Here is a 17,815-nt window from a genome sequence, read left to right on the forward strand (position 1 = left end):
TGATTTGCGTGCACAATACGTGCACAAGGCGTGCACCGCGTGGTCGCGCGAAAAAGAGCGGATGCGTAATTGCATCCGCCCTTCAGAGGTAAGGTGACGTGAGTGGTCGTAGGGCGAACCCTAGTCTGGGGCTTGTGCGATCTGCGATTGGGGCGCGGAGGCACGGTCACCATGGGGTGGTCGGATCGTGTTTTCGACAAACGCGTAGCCAACCAATCCAACGATAGACAGAGCGATGATGAAAAGGCTGTTGGTACGGCCTTTGCTAGATCGATTCTTGGGTGTGCTAAAATCAACCATGACGTGCGCTCCTCTATCTGAGTAACACCTTGCGCTGTATTCACTGTCGTAATCAACTGCGTATTCGCAAAACGCGTTTTGCGGCACCTTTCAGCCGATCGATTATAAAAACGTGCGCGGCGCGCTGCCGAGATAGCGACATTTCGGTTGGATTGCATGCGCATCAGTGAGCCACCCCTGCTGCGACAGATTCATCAATGAATTTGCCTTCACGGAAACGGTACATGGAAAATTCGTCGGTCAGCGGCGATGCGCCCTTTGCCATCAATTCCGCCATGGCCCAGCCGGACCCCGGAATCGCCTTGAACCCACCAGTCCCCCAGCCGCAGTTCACAAAGATACCGTCAACAGGCGTCGCGGACAGGATCGGCGACCGATCCCCTGTCACGTCTACGATTCCGCCCCACTGCCGCAGCATCTTAAGCCGCGAGATCATCGGGAAGGTTTCGACAAGCGCCCGCACGGTTTCTTCGATATGGTGGAATGATCCGCGTTGGGTGTAGTTGTTGTAGCCGTCGGTGCCGCCACCAATCACCATTTCGCCTTTGTCCGATTGCGACAGGTAGCCGTGCACGGTGTTGGCCATGATCACAACGTCCATGCAGGGTTTGATCGGCTCGGAGACCAACGCCTGCAGCGCCACCGATTCGATGGGCAGACGGAACCCTGCCTTTTCAGCCAGCACAGATGCGTGGCCAGCCACCACCATGCCAAGTTTGTTGCAGCCAATGTCGCCTTGTGTCGTTTCAACGCCCGTGACTTTGCCGTTTTCACGTTTGACGCCTGTGACTTCGCATTGCTGGATGATGTCCATGCCCATGTCGGAACAGGCCCGTGCGTAGCCCCATGCGACCGCGTCGTGCCGCGCTGTGCCGCCGCGTGCCTGCCATAGCCCACCCAGAACCGGATAACGCGGACCGTCTATATTGATGATCGGGCAAAGTTCTTTGACGCGCTCTGGTTCGATCCATTCGGTTGTGACCCCTTGCAGCGAATTGGCGTGTGCCGTGCGCTGGTAGCCGCGAATCTCGTGTTGGGTTTGCGCCAGCATGATCACGCCGCGCGGACTGAACATGATGTTGTAGTTCAGGTCTTGAGACAGCCCTTCGTAAAGGCTGCGCGCCTTTTCGTAGATCGCAGCAGATGGGTCTTGCAGGTAATTGGACCGGATGATCGTCGTGTTTCGTCCTGTGTTGCCGCCGCCGAGCCACCCTTTTTCGATGATCGCTACATTGGTGATGCCGAAGTTCTTACCAAGGTAATAGGCCGTTGCAAGACCATGCCCGCCAGCGCCCACGATGATCACATCGTAATGCTTTTTCGGCGGACGCTTTGCCCACGCCCGATCCCAGCCAGTGTGTTGGCGCATCGCTTCGCGCGCGATAGCAAAAGCAGAATAGCGTTTCATCGGTGCAGCCTCATCCTGAATAGCGGTCTTAAAAGTGTTAGTGGGACTTTGGCCGAAACAAAAGGATACTCCACGCGGCAATTCGACGTCATTTTACGACATCGCTTTTGTTACTGTGTGCATGCTGTTGGAACCGTGATGTCGCAGCCCCTTTTCGTGCCGCCCTTGGGACGTTAGGTAGGGTGAAATTGAAGGGCTTCATATCATGCTGTTTTGGATCATCTGCTTTGTGCTGACATGTGTGGTTAGTGTGATTGTCATCACGCCGCTGGTCCGCCCCCCCAAAGAAACCGTCGAAGACCCGCAGGTCGCGCTGTACAAGGCGCAATTAGAAGAAGTTGACCGCGACGTCGCCCGCGAAGTGATCGCGCCAGAAGACGCAGAACGGGCAAAGACCGAAATTGCGCGGCGATTGATTGCGGCGTCGGGCGAGGATCATACGACAACGATAAGCCGGTTTGGCAAGCCGGCCGCTATCGGAACAGGTATTGTTCTGCTGGCGCTATCCGGTGGCATTTATACGCAGTTAGGTGCGCCGGGGTATCCTGATCTGCCGTTGAAGACCCGCATTGCCAATGGCGATGAATTCCGCGCGAACCGACCAAGTCAGGCCGAAGCAGAGGCGAACGCCCCTGCCCTGGAGACCCCTGATTTTCCTGCTGAATACGTCGAATCGATTGATAAGTTGCGCGAACTGGTGCCGTTGCGCCCTGATGAAGTTCAGGGCTGGGAATTGCTTGCCTATCACGAAAGCCAAATGCGGAACTATCCGGCGGCTGCGACTGCCCAAGGTCAGGTGATCGCGCTGAAGGGTGATGATGCCACTGTTGATGAGCTGACCGTCTTGGCCGATTTGCTGGCGGCTGCCGCGGATGGATATGTTTCGCCACAGACAGAAACGATTGCGCGGCGCATCTTGCAGCTTGATCCGAACAATATCGCGGGCCGCTATTATCTTGGTGCGATGTATGACCAAACAGACCGCCCGGATCGCGCGTTGCAGCTGTGGCGTAGCATTCTGGATCGTGGTGCAGCCGAGACCTTCCACCTTGCGCTTGCGCGTCGCTTTGTGGGCGATGCGGCGGTGCGCGCCGGTACGGACTACACCCCGCCACCCGCGACCGAAGTGGCCCTTGAAGACGTCATTGGCAACGAAGACCTGTCCGAAGACGACCAATCCGAGATGATCGCGGGCATGGTCAGCCGTCTTGCGGACCGATTGGCGACACAGGGCGGCCCTGTCGACCAATGGGCCCGCCTGATCGTGGCTTACGGTGTGTTGGGGCAAATGGACGATGCGCGCGACATCCTCGCGGAGGCCCGCGATGTGTTCGGGGCATCCGATGAAGCGATGGGGCTGTTGGATCAAGCCGCAACGCGCGCAGGAGTTGCCGAATGATTTGTGAAACATCAGAGGATTTTCTGGCCGCTTTGCCCGATTTCGGCGCGGTTGCGGGGCTGGACCTTGGGACCGTCACGATCGGAGTTGCGGTGTCGGATGGCATGCGACAGGTCGGCACCCCGCTTGAGACGATCCGGCGCAAGAAATTCGGGCTCGACGCTGCGAAACTGCTCGAGATTTGCGCCAAGCGGGACATCAAAGGTCTTGTTCTTGGCCTGCCGATGAACATGGACGGATCGGAAGGGCCGCGCTGTCAGGCGACCCGCGCATTCGCCCGCAATCTTGAGAAATTGACAGACCTCCCAATCGCTTACTGGGACGAACGTCTGTCCACAGTTGAAGCTGAACGTGTGTTGATCGCCGCAGACACATCACGCAAACGCCGCGCGGACGTCATTGATCACGTGGCCGCAGGTTTCATCCTGCAGGGGTTGTTAGACCGCCTGTCCTACATGAAGAGATCAACATGAGCGACGAGATCTGGAAACGCGCTGAAATCGACAGCCCATGCGTGAAGGTCTGTGTGATTCATCCCGAAACGCGGCTGTGCACCGGTTGCTTGCGGTCGATTGACGAGATTGGCGCGTGGTCTGGCATGACGCCTGAGGCGCGTAAGCTTGTGATGGATGCCCTGCCGGATCGGGCTAGTCTGATCACGAAACGGCGTGGTGGACGTGCGGCAAGGCTTGCCCGCGATTAAGCGTGTGGGAAGACAAAGCAGCGGTCGCGGCGGATCATGATCCACAATGGCGTGCCAGCTTTTGGTAGAAACACGGATGGCACGCGCGCCTTGAGCACCGACCCGTCGTAGTCCATCACGAATTCGACCAGACTGTCAGCCCCCATGAACCGCGCGCGGCGGACGATGCCGCGTGCTGGTGTGCCTTCGGACGGCGTTGGGTTGGGCCCGCGTCCGCCGCGATCAAAGTCGATTTTCAAGTGCTGCGGGCGAATGACGATGTCCACTTTGGTGCCGTCAACAAAGCCCGGCGCCAAGAATTGCCCAAACGGTGTATCCGTTAGCGCCCCTTGAACTTTGCTGGGGATCACGTTGATATCGCTGAAGAAAGCTGCAGCTTCGCGGTCCGCAGGCGCGTTGTAGATGTTGTAAGGAGCGCCGCGTTGCACGACAACGCCGCCCCGCATCAGGGCGATTTCATCGGCCATGCGCATCGCTTCACCCGGCTCGTGCGTGACAAGTAGAACGGCGGTCCCTTCTTCTTTCAGAACCTCAAGCGTTTCGTCGCGGATGTCGTCGCGCAGGCGGTCATCAAGGCCGGAAAACGGTTCGTCCATCAACATGACGCGCGGGCTTGGTGCGAGCGCGCGGGCGAGTGCGATACGTTGTTGTTCGCCGCCGGACAGTTCGTGAGGATAGGCATCGGCGTGGCGCGACATCCCGACTTTGGCGAGCAATTTGGTCACGCGATCAGCCACTTCGGCCTTGGGGGCGCGCAATCCAAAAGCGACGTTTTGCGTCACGCTAAGGTGTGGGAAAAGCGCGAAGTCTTGGAACATCAGCCCGATTGACCGCCCTTCTGGCGGGATCGACATGGTGCCATCGCAGACCAATTGACCATCCACGTAGATGCTGCCGCTATCTTGGGTTTCGACGCCCGCGATCATCCGCAAAGTCGTCGATTTGCCGCAGCCGGACGGTCCCAGCAAACAGGTGACCTGCCCCGGCATCACGCTGAGCGACACATCGTTCACGACCGCGCGTCCTGCAAACGCCTTGCGCAGGTTCCGAATTTCAAGACGCGGAGTGGTCATGTGGGGCTAATCCCTAGTGAAACGATTGGTCTTTGCGTCCCTAACAACAGGCGTTCGCGGGGGCAAGTCAGGTGAGCGCAAAAGGTAGGCTGGCGCGAATGCGACCGTTCACCTGTAAATGGATACGGTGGGCACCGGGATACAAGGTAAATGTCGTCGCGTTATCCTTGAATGTGTGCTTTTTCTTGAGCGTCACTGGCACATTTGCTTTGAGGTCTAACACCTTGAACTTGGATACTTTTGGTGCCGTCGTCCCGTTTGATTTCACAAAATCGATCACGTAGTCCACGATGATTGGCGCATCTGATTTGCTCGACAGTGTTGTCGTAATCTCCAAGGCCTCACCACGTGCAACCGTCTCAGACGAAATCGCGAAATTCACCACGTCAACCGCTGCATCGGGTGCATAACCCAGATGCGCCATTGCCCCGGGATGACCCGCCTTGATCAAGCCACGCAGGGCATGTTTGGCCATCCAGTTCAGCTCTGCCGTGGTTTGTGTGCCGGTATCGCGCCAGTCAGACAATTGATCCAGAACGACATCCGGTTCCTTTTTGGTGATATCATTCAGATGGTTAGCGACCGATCTTGTCACGTATCGTGTGGGGTCGTTGTGCAACTTATCGAGCAGCGGCAACGTGTGGTCCTGCGTTACCCCAATGCTTTGCCCCCAAGGCAGCTTTGGCCGCGTGCCTTCGCTCACAAGTCGGCGCACGTGGTAATTCGGATCAACGGCCCAGTCCTGCATGCGCTCTAACACCGCAGCTTCGTGGGTGTTGAGAAAGGCGCGGATCGAGAATTCCATCGAGAAGCGCTTTGTGATGTCTTCCAGCAGATCCAAAGACGTTGAAAGGTGACCCTCAAGCCCATGATTTTCAACATAAACACCCAAAGGTGCGTAGATGAAATGGCCGAAGTCATCGTCGGTCTTGTCTGTGCTTAGCGGCGGTGGCATTCCGGCTTGGATCGCGTCAGCCGCCGCCTGAAAATCTGTGGGTAGATGATCGGCGAGCACCTCTGCGATCCATGCGATCCGCGCCTTTAATTCCAACGGCCCGAGGCCAGCCATGACCTGATCAACAAACGGCTGCGCTTTGAACACGCCCGCGTCGGCAAAACCGTTCGCCAGACGCGTGACCGTGTCGGTGTTGAACAAGTCGTCCTTTAGGCTGTACCCCGCTGCCATTTTACAGCGTCGCGTTCACGGCGCCGCCATCCAGCAGGATGTTCTGACCAACCATAAAGCCCGCATGCTGCGAACACATGAACGCGCAGGTCGCACCGAATTCGGCGGATGTGCCGTAACGACGGGCCGGAATTGTTGCTTCGCGTTGCGCTTGTGCCGTGGCGAGGTCGATGCCTTGCGCTTTCATCACGCCTTCATCAAGGCTGGCCGCGCGGTCCGTCGCGTGGATACCCGGCAGCAGGTTATTGATCGTGACACCGTGTTCGGCGACCTGCCGTGATGTGCCAGCGACAAAGCCGGTCAGACCCGCACGCGCTGTGTTGGATAAGCCGAGCTGCGGAATCGGCGATTTGACGGAAACCGAGGTGATGTTGACGATCCGTCCCCACCCCTTTGCGATCATGCCCGGCAAGGCCGCCTGCATCAGTGCGATCGGCGTCAGCATGTTCGCGTCGGCGGCTGCAATGAAATCATCGCGGTTCCAATCGGACCATAAGCCCGGAGGTGGGCCACCTGCGTTTGTGACCAGAATGTCGATGTCGCCTGCGGCTTCCAGAACGGCGGCGCGGCCTTCTTCGGTTGTGACGTCCGCGGCGACGGTCACGACGTCAACACCATGTTCCGACCGGATCGCGTCAGCCGTTGCTTCCAGAGCCTCAGCGCCACGCGCGTTCATCACAAGGTTCACCCCTGCGGCGGCGAGCGCTTCTGCGCAGCCACGCCCCAAGCCCTTTGACGATGCGCATACCAATGCACGTTTCCCAGAAATTCCTAGTTCCATGTGAAGTCTCCCAATCTGCTTGATGAATGGCTAGCACCGTCGCACCCGTCCAGCAATGCTGCGAATGTGTTACGGTCGCGTTGACCTTATCCTGCCGCGCACGTAACCTATCGATTAAAGTTTGAGTAACCCATCTTCCCGAGCATTCTGCATGTCCCAATCGACTAACCCACTGACAAAACAAACGATTATCGTTTATCGGGCGGCTGATCTGTTGGTGACAGAGGGCGTTGCCGAAGGCGACACGCTTTCGTTTGCAGATGAATTAGTCATGGACGACACTTATCAGCTGCACAGGTCAGCGCGGCGCGGTCGGTTGACGATGGCCGTCAACGAAGATGGCCCCGGTTTTTTACTGATGGAAGACAGCCAATTCGGGACCTCGGGCAACCAAGTCATTCTGGATTCCTGCATCACCGTCATGGCGCCCGACGGGACAACCTTTGAAGGGTTGATCTTCGTTGAAATCGAAGCGGATGGCGTCGAGGATATCTACTTCTTGCCGCTTGCCAACATTCAGACCGATACGGATTACCGTTTGGTTGGTATTGATCGCCAATCCGCCGTGACCCGTTTTGCCGAAGTCGCCTGTGTGTCCTTCACACGGGGCACGCACATTACGATGGCGTCCGGCAGGCAGACCCCGATTGAAGACCTGAAGGCCGGCGACAAAGTGTTGACGCGTGACGATGGCCCGCAAGAAATCCAGTGGATCAGCCAGACCACATTGCGCGCCATTGGCCGCTACGCCCCTGTCGTGATCAAGAAGGGCGTTTTGCATAATGAAAACGATCTGATTGTCAGCCCTGACCATCGGCTGTTTGTGTATCAACGTCAGGATCGTCTTGGCGCCGGTCGGTCAGAGGTGTTAGTGAAGGTCCGTCATTTAATCAACGGCGAGACCGTATATCAAAAAGACGATGGTTTTGTAGACTATTTCCAGCTGTTGTTCGAAAATCACCAGATCATCTACGCCGAAGGGATCGCTGCGGAATCTCTGCTGATTGATCCCAGAACACGGGCTGCTTTGCCTGAAGGTGTGAACCCGTCTGGCGCCGGTCACGCGCATCGCCCGCATCTGGATTACGAAGTACAGGAAGGCTTGCTGTCGCAACCGGATGCCGTTGAATTGTTGCGCAAGGCGTCCTCGGATTAACGATTAAGGCACCCGCCCCGCTTGGAAACTGCCCGACAATGGCGCGTTGCGACCCAGTTGTTGTGCGATGCCGCTGATGCGCCCTGCGATGGCGCTTTGGTTGTCCTCTAAAACCTCGCCAGCCATTTGCCCCGAAATCAGATAGCTATCAGTTCCGGACCGAAGTGATCCTGACAACTGGCTGGACATTAATAGGGCTGTGTCAGTGTCGTTTAGGCTGCCCCCGCTTAGGAACAACTGCCCTGTGACCGCCGACCCCGATGCCGTTTCAAAACCTGATGCGAAACCCGTGACCGGCTCTGCCCCCCCATCGAAGTCGACGTCGAGCGACATGGTGCCAGTTAAATTTACGGCAGTCGATAATACGGGCACAAAGGCCAGCGTCGTTGGCCCCCGATAAGAGGCGGTCCCAGTGGGTGTCGGATCAGGTTCGGGTTCAATGAACTTGGGTAGTTCGTCGATCGGATCAACGACCGAATTGCCACCGCCGCCGCTGCAGGCAGTTAGGAGAAGAATGAGAGGAAGTGTCAGATACCGCATACCTCTTGGTCGGGTATTTTGGTTAACAAATCCTTACGTTGTGACGACGCCCCATCAATCCGTCACCGTCGCATGTTCCAAGAACGCCTGCATCGTTCCCAGTTGCCGGAAGTGAAGCCGCGTCGCTTCAGCCTCTTGTTCGTCAGAGATACCGATGTGGCCACTTTCGGTGCGTGCCTCAATCGGCCATCCAAGCACGCGGTGCATATCCAGCGCGATATAAGTCATGTCGCCATAGGGCCGTTTGGGATCAACGGTTGGCCCTGCGATGTCCCCCGCTTCGAACGCGCCGTACATATCGTCTTCGTCCGGCCATTCCCATTGAGCCGCCTTGGCAAGCGCGATGTCAGCGTCCGTGACGGTCATCGTCATGTCAGGCGAAATCGCAAAAAGCGTGTCGGCATTGTCCAGTCCGCGTTTGCTGCGCGCAAGCCCATCTGCATCCATATTGGACAATGGATATGTCCCTGGTTTCAGCTCTGCCGTGTCCATGAAGATCGACAAAGCCGGCCGCAAAGCCACCATGAAATGCGCGATCGCAATGTCGTCCGCGTCACCGATCAAGGTCCGGATCAGATCAGGCGCTTTGCCCCCCGTAAAGCTATGCGATGGCACGCATTGCGGCGCACCGGATTCCGTGCCGTTCCAATCCAGTCGCATCCGGCGGATCATTGCGATGTGGTCGTCCGTCAATTGAGATGCGACAGGGTATAAAAGGTCTGAGGACGGCGAAAACAACGTGTCTTGTGCAGCATCGCTTAGCGACGAGTTTGGGCCTGCCATGGCTGCACGGGTGACGGCGTCGATTTGGTCGGAATCGCCGCTACGGACAGCTTTGAACGCCTGCAATAAGAGACGGAGTTTTGTGAACATCTGATACCTCGTAGATTACTACCAATGAGCATTTCGGAATCGTACGGCAGTGGCAAGCGCGATCGCATCGCCACGCGTCGTTTCCACGCCTGTTGGGGCTGAAAATGCGATGGAAGGAATGCGACATATTAGGGCGAAGTAGATACGGGCGCGAAAGCAAGTGGATGTGGATTTTTAATTGGAGATGTCCGCTTTGCGGGACAAACCGGACTTATGCAGGCGCGGCTATTGCTGACGCAGCATTTTCTCGCATGTGCGGAAGCCTGATCGCTGCTCCACCGTCGGCGTCACCGAACCGGTCGTTCTTACGAGTAAAACTAGTCTAGATCGCGCCGCATAAATCCTAGCGCGATCGCGAAGGACCAATTTTGCGACGGTAACACAGGACCGCTTTGCATTGGCGAACGGTATAACCGCTCGCCAACAGGTTCAGATGTCGATTCTTTCTGCAATGTTTAACGCATCTTCCAGCTCGACACCTAAATAACGCACGGTGCTATCGACCTTCGTATGGCCAAGCAGAAGTTGCACAGCGCGAAGGTTGCCCGTTTTGCGGTAAATCTCAGCAGCTTTGGTTCGACGCATCGAGTGTGTCCCGTATCCGCTGGGTTCCAAACCTATCGGCGTTACCCAATCACGCACAATTCGACCATATTGACGTGTTGAGATATGCGGGCGGTCATGGAAACGGCTCGGAAACATAAAGCGGCACCCGATCATCTCAGGCGACCTTACCCATGCAATGACGGTATCACGAGTGTTTTCAGTCAGTTCGAACTGAACGGGTTTCTTGGTCTTACTCTGGATCACTGATACCCGCTCGCGAACACGGTCCTCTTTGGCCAAATCGGCCACGGCGAGTTTGACCAGATCGCAGCCGCGTAGCTTGCTATCGATTGCAACGTTGAACAGTGCAAGGTCACGAAGATAGCCCGCAAGTTCTAGACGGGCGCGGATGGCCCACACCTGTTTCGGAAGCAGCGGTCGTTTCTGACCGATGATCCGACCTTTATTCCATGCATTGTGTTTTGGGGTGACTGCGGGAAGTTGGACTCTTGGCATAATATGCCCTCCTATCCACCCTCCACACCCTGACATCAGCACCGCGCTGACGAAGACAACATAGCATTCGTTCGAATGATCGTCGTGAAACGGAACTCTCATGCAGTAACTCTGCAATTGCATCTGGCTGCTACGAGCCCAAATCGACCAGTACAGCGCCTTGCGACAGCGTCAGAGCACGGCGATCATTTGACAACATCTTTGCACTCTCTCAACGACAAATCTTTGTCTACCCGTAGACGCATTAGGTGCTGTGAACGAAATGTCGCTCAGGACAAAGAAATGGACCGCACAGCATGCTCGACAGCGGCTTTCGTCTGTTCCAGATCCTCTTCGGCGATCGCAAGTGACGGGTAGAGCTTACCCGGGGACTTGAAAATCCCATGCTGACGCAGCGTGCTATTGTAGGTCGCGTTGCGTGCGGGATCATCATGCTTGGCGGAGCGGTAGTCGCGACAGGGACTGGTCGTGAAGAAGATATCGAACAATGTTTCATCCCCGCAAATTTGGTGCGGAATACTTGCGGCATCGAGTGCGCTGCTTTGCATGTCCTGCAATGCGCGACCAACTTCGCGCAAGCGGTCATAGCTGCCTTCGCGTCTGAGGATTTCCATGGTCTTGAGGCCCGCCGCCGCTGCAATCGGATTGCCCGATAGCGTCCCAAGTTGCATGAGCCATCTGTCACCGCCCACGATGGATTTGTCGAAATGCTGCATGATCTCGGCGCTGGCTCCGAGGGCGGCGAGCGGGAACCCGCCGCCAATGATCTTGCCAAGTGTGCAAATATCGGGCGTCACGCCATACCGCTCCTGCGCGCCGCCATAAGCCAGCCTGAACCCTGTGACGATTTCATCAAAGATCAGCAAGACGCTGTACTTGTCACACAGATCGCGCAGGCCTTGAAGATAACCGGGGGCGGCGGGAATGATCCGTTGCAGAGGTTCTGCGATGATGGCTGCGACGTCGTCGTGTTCGCTCAGCAAAGTCTCAACAGCTGCTAAATCGTTGAACGGTGCGATCAGCATCTGGTCCGCGACGCCCTGTGGGATACCCGCGCTGTCTGGCACCGCTTGAGGAAAATTGACGCGCTCGGCGGGTGCAAGGCTCATCTGGGCCTCCGCGCTCATTCCGTGGTAACCGCCTTCGAACTTCAGGATTTTATCTTTGCCAGTATAGGCGCGCGCAAGACGAATAGCGTACATGTCGGCCTCGCCGCCTGACGCAACAAAACGGACCTGTTCGCAACATGGGACCGCATCCACAATGGCCTCTGCCAGCTCGATACCTTTGGCGTTGTTGGCAAAGAAGGTCATACCTTTGGGAAGTTGTTCCAATACAGCTTCCATTACCTCGGAGTGGCCGTGGCCAAGCAACATCGGGCCAGACCCGATCAGGTAGTCGATATATTCGTTGCCGTCTTCGTCCCAAACGTGGCTGCCGTCGCCGCGCGCAATCACAATGCCGGGATCGAAATTGCCAAATCCGCCTGCGGGCAAAACTGCGCGGGCGCGTGTGATCCATTCAGATTGTGATGTCAGTTTTTGCATGGTTTAGGCCAGTTCAAGTATGGGGGATCCAAGGGTGTCTATATCGGGAGTGACGCCAAGGCCGGCGCCTTCGGGCGGGGCAATGCGGCCATCTTTGCGGGTCGGGCAATCAGGTGCTACGCGCGGGCTGACGTAGGACGACAGATCACAGGTGTTCAGCAATGCGCCCCGCGGGGTCGAAGCCGCGAAGTGCAGCGACGCGGCGGTAACGATGTCAGACCCCCACGTGCATTCGGCACAGATTTCCGCACCCAGATGCAGGGTCAGATCACGGGCGCGACGCATGGCGGACAGCCCTCCAAATTTCGACAGCTTCAGCGCGACCGCGTCCAACACGCCAAGCTCATGTGCACGCATCAAGGATGCTAGATCATATGCACCCTCATCGATTTTCATCGCCAATCCAGTGGCCTGCCGAACGGCGGCACAATCCTCAAGTGTTTTGCACGGCTGCTCTAACATGACATCAAGATGCGCAACCGCGCGGCCTGTGCGCGTGGCCTGCAATTTCGTCGCGCCGCAATTCCAGTCGCCGTAGACCAATGGCCCGTCACCTACTGCCTCGCGTACTTTGGCCAATCGTTCCGCATCCGCCTGCCAGTCTGCATCCGCGCCGAGTTTGACCTGAAATTGACGGATGCCCGTATCGTAGGCGTCACGGGCGATCCGCGCCATCTCGTCCGGTGCGACGCAGGTGATCGAATGGTAAAGCGGCATGTCGGCGCGGGTTCGCCCGCCAAGCAGGGTATAAAGTGGCTGCTCGGTCGCTTTGCCGAACAGATCCCAAAGCGCCATATCCACGATGGATTTTGCGTGCAGGTGGCCTTGCAGGAATCCATCCAGTGTGCGCATCGGCGCATCAACTCCAAACGGTGATGTCCCAAGAATTTCCGGTGCCATTTCGGTAACTGCGCTCGGCACACCATCGGCAAAGGCTGGCAGGTAGTGCGGGATCGGGCAGACCTCTCCCCAGCCTTTCAACCCGCTGTCCGTGTCTAGGCAGAGCACATGAGTTTTGACCGTGTCGCAAGTCTTTCCCTCGGCCATGTAGTAGGTTTCGTGGCTGGTCAGATCGACGGACCAAAGGGAGATGCCTGTCACCTTCATGGATACACCGCCACTGGATCACCAAGCGCATCCTCATCGGGATGAACACCAAGGCCCGCGTCTTCGGGTAAATGGAGATGACCATCAACATTGCGCGGGCCACGGCCACCGGCGATATCGACGGTCAGCATATCCTGACAGGCCCAGACCGCGTGACAATTGGCGTCCGGTATCGTCGCGGCCAAATGCAGCGCTTCGGTGTCCGCCAGAACGGAGCCGCCCGTTGCCATGACGAACATGTCGATCCCGTGGGCCAAAGCGACATCACGCATCCGCGCGGCTTTGGTCAACCCGCCAACACGGTTGAGCTTGATGCCGAAAATCTCGGCCAGCCCATCGCGCGCGATGCGGGTCGCGTCTTGAAGAGTAACCAGAGTCTCATCGACCGAAACGGGGGATGCATGTTTGCCAGCAATCGCCGCGATATCATCCAGCGTTTCGCAAGGTTGTTCGAACATCACGTTCAAGTCTTCGGTTGCCGACATGACCCGCAGTGCCTGCTGGCGTGTCCAACCACGATTGACGTCATAGAGCACAATCTCACCATCCCGGCGGATGTCTTCGACATCGCGAATGCGGGCAATGTCACGCTCCACATCCCCGCCGATTTTGACGGAATGGGCGACATAGCCGCGCTGGCGGTAACGGTCGATCACAGCCCGGGTCTCCTCAACCGTCTTCGCGCCAACGGACGAGGCTATGGGGCGCGGAGTTCGTGATCCGCCTCCCATCAGATCGGCGATTGGCAGACCCGCAGCTTGGCCAGCGATATCCCAACACGCCATGTCTATAGGGCTTTTGGCATAAAGGTGCCCGGGCAGTGCGAGGTCCATCGCACGTTCGACATCCAGAACACGCCGCGGATCGAGCCCAATGATAAAAGGTGCCATCGTCTCGATGCCGGCACGTATGCCTGGCCCATGGGCGGGCACGTAGGTGTGCCCCCAAGGTGTGCCTTCGCCCCACCCGATGAACCCCGCATCAGTTTCTACTTTGACCAGCGTTGCATCCAAGACACCGAACTTTAGCCGACCGCCAGAAAGCCAATAAGGATGCTCCAGCGGCAGGTCGACCTGATAGACCGAAATACGTGTGATCTTCATGGTGTCACCACGATGTTGCCGGTGTGTTTCTTGGCAATGAAGGCTGCCTGAGCTTCGCGCAATTGACCCAGCGGATAGGTCGCCGCCAAGGCAGGTTTGATTTCGCCATTTTCGATGTATCGGATCAGGTTTGGCATGACCTCGGGCGTGATCACGGTAGAGCCGGTAAATGTCAGATCGCGCAGGTAGAAGGTGCGCAGGTCGAGGTCGACCATGGGACCTGCAATCGCACCCGAACAGGTGTAGCGCCCGCCGCGTTCCAGCACGTCAATTAACGTTGACCAGTATGGGCCGCCAACAACATCTGCCACGACAGTGATCTTGTCGTCACCCAAGGCCGCGCGCAGATCATCAGGCGCGCGGGGCAGGATCATGTCGGGGCCCAGCAACGCGACATCTTCCTGTTTGGCGTCAGACGCCATGGCGATCACGCGCGCCCCGCGGCGTTTGGCCAGCTGAACCAGCGCGCCGCCAACGCCACCCGATGCGCCGGGAACCAGCACAGTGTCGTTTGCACGGACGTGGGCGCGGGTCAGCATGCCTTCGGCCGTGGAATAGGAACACGAGAAGGTCGCCAGTTCTGCGTCGGTCAAATCCGATTGAACAGCGAGCGCGTTGCGCGACGGGGTCGTGGTGTATTGCGCAAATCCACCGTCGCGTTCCGACCCGAAATAGCCCGTCTTGTTCATGTCTTCGGGATCGCTCGCATCACGCAACCAACCGTCGGTGATCACGCGCTCGCCGATGCGCAACGGATCAACCTCTGCGCCTACGGCGACAATTTCCCCGCAGACATCGGCACCTTGTATGCGTGGAAAGGTGATTGGCGCGCCGCCCCAAGTGGGGTCGTCTTCACCCACTTCTTCAAACGCGCCACCCGTCGTCGCATCCGTCACTGTCTTGGAATACCAACCCGAGCGCGTGTTAACATCAGTGTTGTTCAGCCCGCATGCTCCGACGCGTATCAGAACCTCGTCCGGCGCGGGGTCCGGGCGGGGCCAATCCTCGTGCAGGACCATTTGATCCAGATCGCCATGGCCCATTGTAACCATCGCCCGCATTGTCTTTGGTAGTGTCATGGCGCGTCTACGCGTGGTTTTAGGCTTTCAGGATCATAGGCAGGTTCGCCCAAAACGCGGGCCGCACGGGGTTTGCCGTGGATCACCACCTCAAGCGCGGTATCGGGTTTGGCGGCTTCGGGTTTGATGTAAGCGAAGGCAAGAATTTTTCCGACAGTGGGGCCGTAAACCACCGACGCGGTCGAGCCGACAACTTGCCCGTTCAACATCACAGCCTCGCCACCGTGGCCGTCGGCCTTTCCATCCGGCTCGATCTCCAGATAGGCGCAGATCCACGGCAGATCGGTGTTCAGTGTCTTGTCGCGCCCAAGGTAGTCCTTGTCAGAGCGGGCAAATCGCAGAACATCTGCCTCGGCCAAGGTCACCTCATTGGTCAGCTCGCCAGCGCCTTTGAACCCTTTCTCCATGCGCATCACGTTCATCGCAAAGCTGCCGTAGTTAGCGATGCCATAGGCCTCGCCTGCGGCCCAAAGCGCGTTGAAGACATCAAGGCAGGCTGCACTTGGCATATGGAATTCCCAACCAAGCTCGCCCGCGTAGGACATCCGAAAGGCCCAAACGCTGTGTCCAGCGACCGTAATCTCCTGCGCGGATAGCCAGCGGAAGCCTGCGTTGCTTAGATCAGCATCCGTGCATTTCTGTAACACCTCTCGCGCCCGTGGTCCGTTTAAGGACAGCGCAGACCAGTCAGACGACAACGCCGTGATTGTGACGTCTTCATCCGAACGGTTCTGGTTCAGGTGATCAAGGAGACGTTGTTCGAAGAATGCGGCACAAACGAGATAAAATCGATCCTCAGCCATCCGCACGATCGTCGTTTCCAACTCAATCCGTCCAGCGCGGTTCAGCATGTGCGTTAGCGTGATCGACCCCACCTTTTGCGGCATGCGGTTCGCTGTGAGGCGATCAAGCAGCGCATAGGCGTCCGGCCCTTCGACGACGACCTTGGTAAAAGCGGTGACGTCCATGATGCCGACGTTTTCGCGCACGGCTTTGACTTCCGCAGCGACCACATCGTCCACAGCGGTGCGATTGAAGGAATAGTGATCCTCTTGTGCCACGCCATCGCGGGCAAACCAGCGGGGGCGTTCAAAGCCGTAAACTTCTTCGTGAACCGCGCCCTTGGACTTTAGCAATTCATAAAGAGGTGACGGCTTAATCGGCCGCCCTGCCAATCTGTTGAAATGCGGAAACGGAATTTCGTGGCGCAGGCAATAATCCTCCTCAGCCTTAACCACCTGCCAATCCTTCGTGGCGTAGCTTCCGAAGCGGCGCGGGTCATACTCGCGCATGGAAATATCGGCGGCTCCATTGACCATCCATCGGGCCAGTTCGCGGGTCAAACCGGGCCCCCAGCCGATCCCGATTTGCGTGCCACAGCAGCACCAGTAGTTCGTCACACCGGGGGCTGGCCCGATCAGCGGGTTACCGTCAGGCGGGTGGCTGATCGCTCCGTGGACTTCGCGCTGAATGCCAAGTTCCGCAAAGATTGGCATGCGGTTTAGAGACTCCTCAAGATAAGGCATGACGCGATCATAATCGGCATCAAACAACCAGTTTTCGTAGTCCCAAGGGCAGTGATCATGCCAGACGGAGTTCGGGTTCTCCTTCTCGTAGATCCCGATCAGCCCGCGCTTCTGCTCCATCCGGATGTAGCCCGACACCTTCTTGTCGTCGCGGATGACGGGGAGTTCGGTATCCAGCGCTTCGAACTCTGGCACTGGCTCGGTCACAAAATAATGGTGCGTCATCGATGTCATCGGCAGTTGCAGGCCCGACCATTCGCCCATCTGGCGGGCATAGGTTCCGCCTGCATTGACGACGTGTTCACAGGTGATCGTGCCTTTGTCCGTCTCAACCTGCCACTCACCTGAGTGCAATTGCGTGATATTGGTCGCGCGGCACTGGCGGATGATTTTCACACCCTTCTGGCGGGCACCCGCAGCCATCGCCATAGTAACGTTGGTCGGGTCGACGTGGCCATCGTCTGGCGTGTGCAGCGCACCTAGGACACCGTCGAGATTGTAGAACGGATGCAACTCGGCAACCTTGTCCGGCCCCACCAGTTCGATGTTGAACCAAAGCGAACGCCCCACCGACAGCGTATGGCGCAGCCAATCCATCTCGTCCCCAGTATAGGCCAAGCGGAACGACCCGCAGCCGTGCCATGTCACTGGCTGGCCGGTCTCTTTTTCCAATCCACTGGAATAAAGCCCGATGTTGTAATCGACACATTTGCCCAACCCAAAACTGGAGGTCGAGTGGGTGATCTGCCCTGCTGCGTGCCATGTGCTGCCGGACGTCAGTTCTGCCTTCTCAAGCAGCACGGTGTCTTCGCCCCATCCCTCGTGGCCGAGGTGATATGCAAGGCCTACGCCCATGACGCCGCCGCCAACAATGACAACGCGTGCGTGGCTTGGAAATTCATTCGCCAATGGAATGTCCTCTTATGAGTCGTTTTTCTCTCGACAGGCTAATTGGACAAATCTACCATCGTC

General features: G+C 57.6%; 17 protein-coding genes. 4 read left to right on the forward strand and 13 right to left on the reverse strand.

Annotation, left to right across the window (positions count from 1 at the left end):
- Positions 1–120: 120 nt before the first annotated feature.
- Together K3729_12680 and K3729_12685 are read right to left on the reverse strand one after the other, a co-directional pair.
- Positions 121–300: a hypothetical protein gene (locus K3729_12680; GenBank protein ID UWQ98307.1), complete on the reverse strand. Its 180-nt coding sequence runs from the start codon at positions 298–300 to the stop codon at positions 121–123.
- 163 nt (positions 301–463) lie between these two features.
- Complete coding sequence (locus K3729_12685; protein ID UWQ98308.1) at positions 464–1,708, reverse strand: sarcosine oxidase subunit beta family protein; 1,245 nt, start codon at positions 1,706–1,708, stop codon at positions 464–466.
- 205 nt (positions 1,709–1,913) lie between these two features.
- Here K3729_12685 and ccmI point away from each other — a divergent pair, with 205 nt between their 5' ends.
- Genes ccmI through K3729_12700 form a run of 3 tightly spaced genes read left to right on the forward strand, consistent with a single transcriptional unit; the run spans position 1,914 to position 3,810 of the window.
- The gene (ccmI, locus tag K3729_12690; protein UWQ98309.1) at positions 1,914–3,107 is read left to right on the forward strand and encodes a c-type cytochrome biogenesis protein CcmI; all 1,194 of its coding nucleotides are present in this window, start codon (positions 1,914–1,916) and stop codon (positions 3,105–3,107) included.
- The gene (gene ruvX, locus K3729_12695; GenBank protein UWQ98310.1) at positions 3,104–3,580 is read left to right on the forward strand and encodes a Holliday junction resolvase RuvX; all 477 of its coding nucleotides are present in this window, start codon (positions 3,104–3,106) and stop codon (positions 3,578–3,580) included. The genes ccmI and ruvX overlap by 4 nt, the downstream gene beginning before the upstream one ends.
- Entirely contained in the window at positions 3,577–3,810 is a 234-nt protein-coding gene (locus tag K3729_12700; GenBank protein ID UWQ98311.1) for a DUF1289 domain-containing protein, read from the forward strand. Before ruvX ends, K3729_12700 begins: the two co-directional genes overlap by 4 nt.
- Here K3729_12700 and K3729_12705 read toward each other — a convergent pair.
- The 3 genes from K3729_12705 to K3729_12715 form a co-directional block, all read right to left on the reverse strand.
- Positions 3,807–4,883 (reverse strand): ABC transporter ATP-binding protein, encoded by a 1,077-nt coding sequence (locus tag K3729_12705; protein ID UWQ98312.1) that lies wholly within the window; start codon positions 4,881–4,883, stop codon positions 3,807–3,809. The two genes, K3729_12700 and K3729_12705, sit on opposite strands and share 4 nt — an antisense overlap.
- A 67-nt stretch (positions 4,884–4,950) precedes the next feature.
- Positions 4,951–6,069 (reverse strand): hypothetical protein, encoded by a 1,119-nt coding sequence (locus tag K3729_12710; GenBank protein UWQ98313.1) that lies wholly within the window; start codon positions 6,067–6,069, stop codon positions 4,951–4,953.
- A gap of 1 nt (position 6,070) precedes the next feature.
- Positions 6,071–6,850 (reverse strand): SDR family oxidoreductase, encoded by a 780-nt coding sequence (locus K3729_12715; GenBank protein ID UWQ98314.1) that lies wholly within the window; start codon positions 6,848–6,850, stop codon positions 6,071–6,073.
- Positions 6,851–7,001: 151 nt separating this feature from the next.
- Here K3729_12715 and K3729_12720 point away from each other — a divergent pair, with 151 nt between their 5' ends.
- Positions 7,002–8,006: a Hint domain-containing protein gene (locus K3729_12720; protein ID UWQ98315.1), complete on the forward strand. Its 1,005-nt coding sequence runs from the start codon at positions 7,002–7,004 to the stop codon at positions 8,004–8,006.
- 3 nt (positions 8,007–8,009) lie between these two features.
- Here K3729_12720 and K3729_12725 read toward each other — a convergent pair whose 3' ends face one another.
- From K3729_12725 to K3729_12760, 8 genes are all read right to left on the reverse strand, one after another.
- Positions 8,010–8,546, reverse strand: a complete 537-nt coding sequence (locus tag K3729_12725) for a hypothetical protein (protein UWQ98316.1) — start codon at positions 8,544–8,546, stop codon at positions 8,010–8,012.
- Positions 8,547–8,600: 54 nt separating this feature from the next.
- Positions 8,601–9,419: a hypothetical protein gene (locus tag K3729_12730; GenBank protein ID UWQ98317.1), complete on the reverse strand. Its 819-nt coding sequence runs from the start codon at positions 9,417–9,419 to the stop codon at positions 8,601–8,603.
- A 429-nt stretch (positions 9,420–9,848) separates the two neighbouring features.
- Positions 9,849–10,481 (reverse strand): tyrosine-type recombinase/integrase, encoded by a 633-nt coding sequence (locus K3729_12735; GenBank protein UWR01047.1) that lies wholly within the window; start codon positions 10,479–10,481, stop codon positions 9,849–9,851.
- Positions 10,482–10,750: 269 nt separating this feature from the next.
- Entirely contained in the window at positions 10,751–12,028 is a 1,278-nt protein-coding gene (locus K3729_12740) for an aminotransferase class III-fold pyridoxal phosphate-dependent enzyme (protein UWQ98318.1), read from the reverse strand.
- A gap of 3 nt (positions 12,029–12,031) precedes the next feature.
- Positions 12,032–13,135, reverse strand: coding sequence for a mandelate racemase (locus tag K3729_12745; GenBank protein UWQ98319.1), 1,104 nt, complete (start codon positions 13,133–13,135; stop codon positions 12,032–12,034).
- Positions 13,132–14,238 carry a mandelate racemase gene (locus K3729_12750; GenBank protein ID UWQ98320.1) on the reverse strand — a complete coding sequence of 369 codons (1,107 nt, stop codon included), beginning with the start codon at positions 14,236–14,238 and terminating at the stop codon, positions 13,132–13,134. The genes K3729_12745 and K3729_12750 overlap by 4 nt, the downstream gene beginning before the upstream one ends.
- Positions 14,235–15,299 (reverse strand): alcohol dehydrogenase family protein, encoded by a 1,065-nt coding sequence (locus K3729_12755; GenBank protein ID UWR01048.1) that lies wholly within the window; start codon positions 15,297–15,299, stop codon positions 14,235–14,237. The genes K3729_12750 and K3729_12755 overlap by 4 nt, the downstream gene beginning before the upstream one ends.
- A 14-nt stretch (positions 15,300–15,313) precedes the next feature.
- A complete protein-coding gene (locus K3729_12760) occupies positions 15,314–17,752 on the reverse strand; it encodes an FAD-dependent oxidoreductase (protein UWQ98321.1) in 2,439 nt (812 codons plus the stop codon).
- Positions 17,753–17,815: the final 63 nt, after the last annotated feature.

This window comes from Rhodobacteraceae bacterium S2214 (assembly GCA_025141675.1).
GTDB lineage: Bacteria > Pseudomonadota > Alphaproteobacteria > Rhodobacterales > Rhodobacteraceae > Yoonia.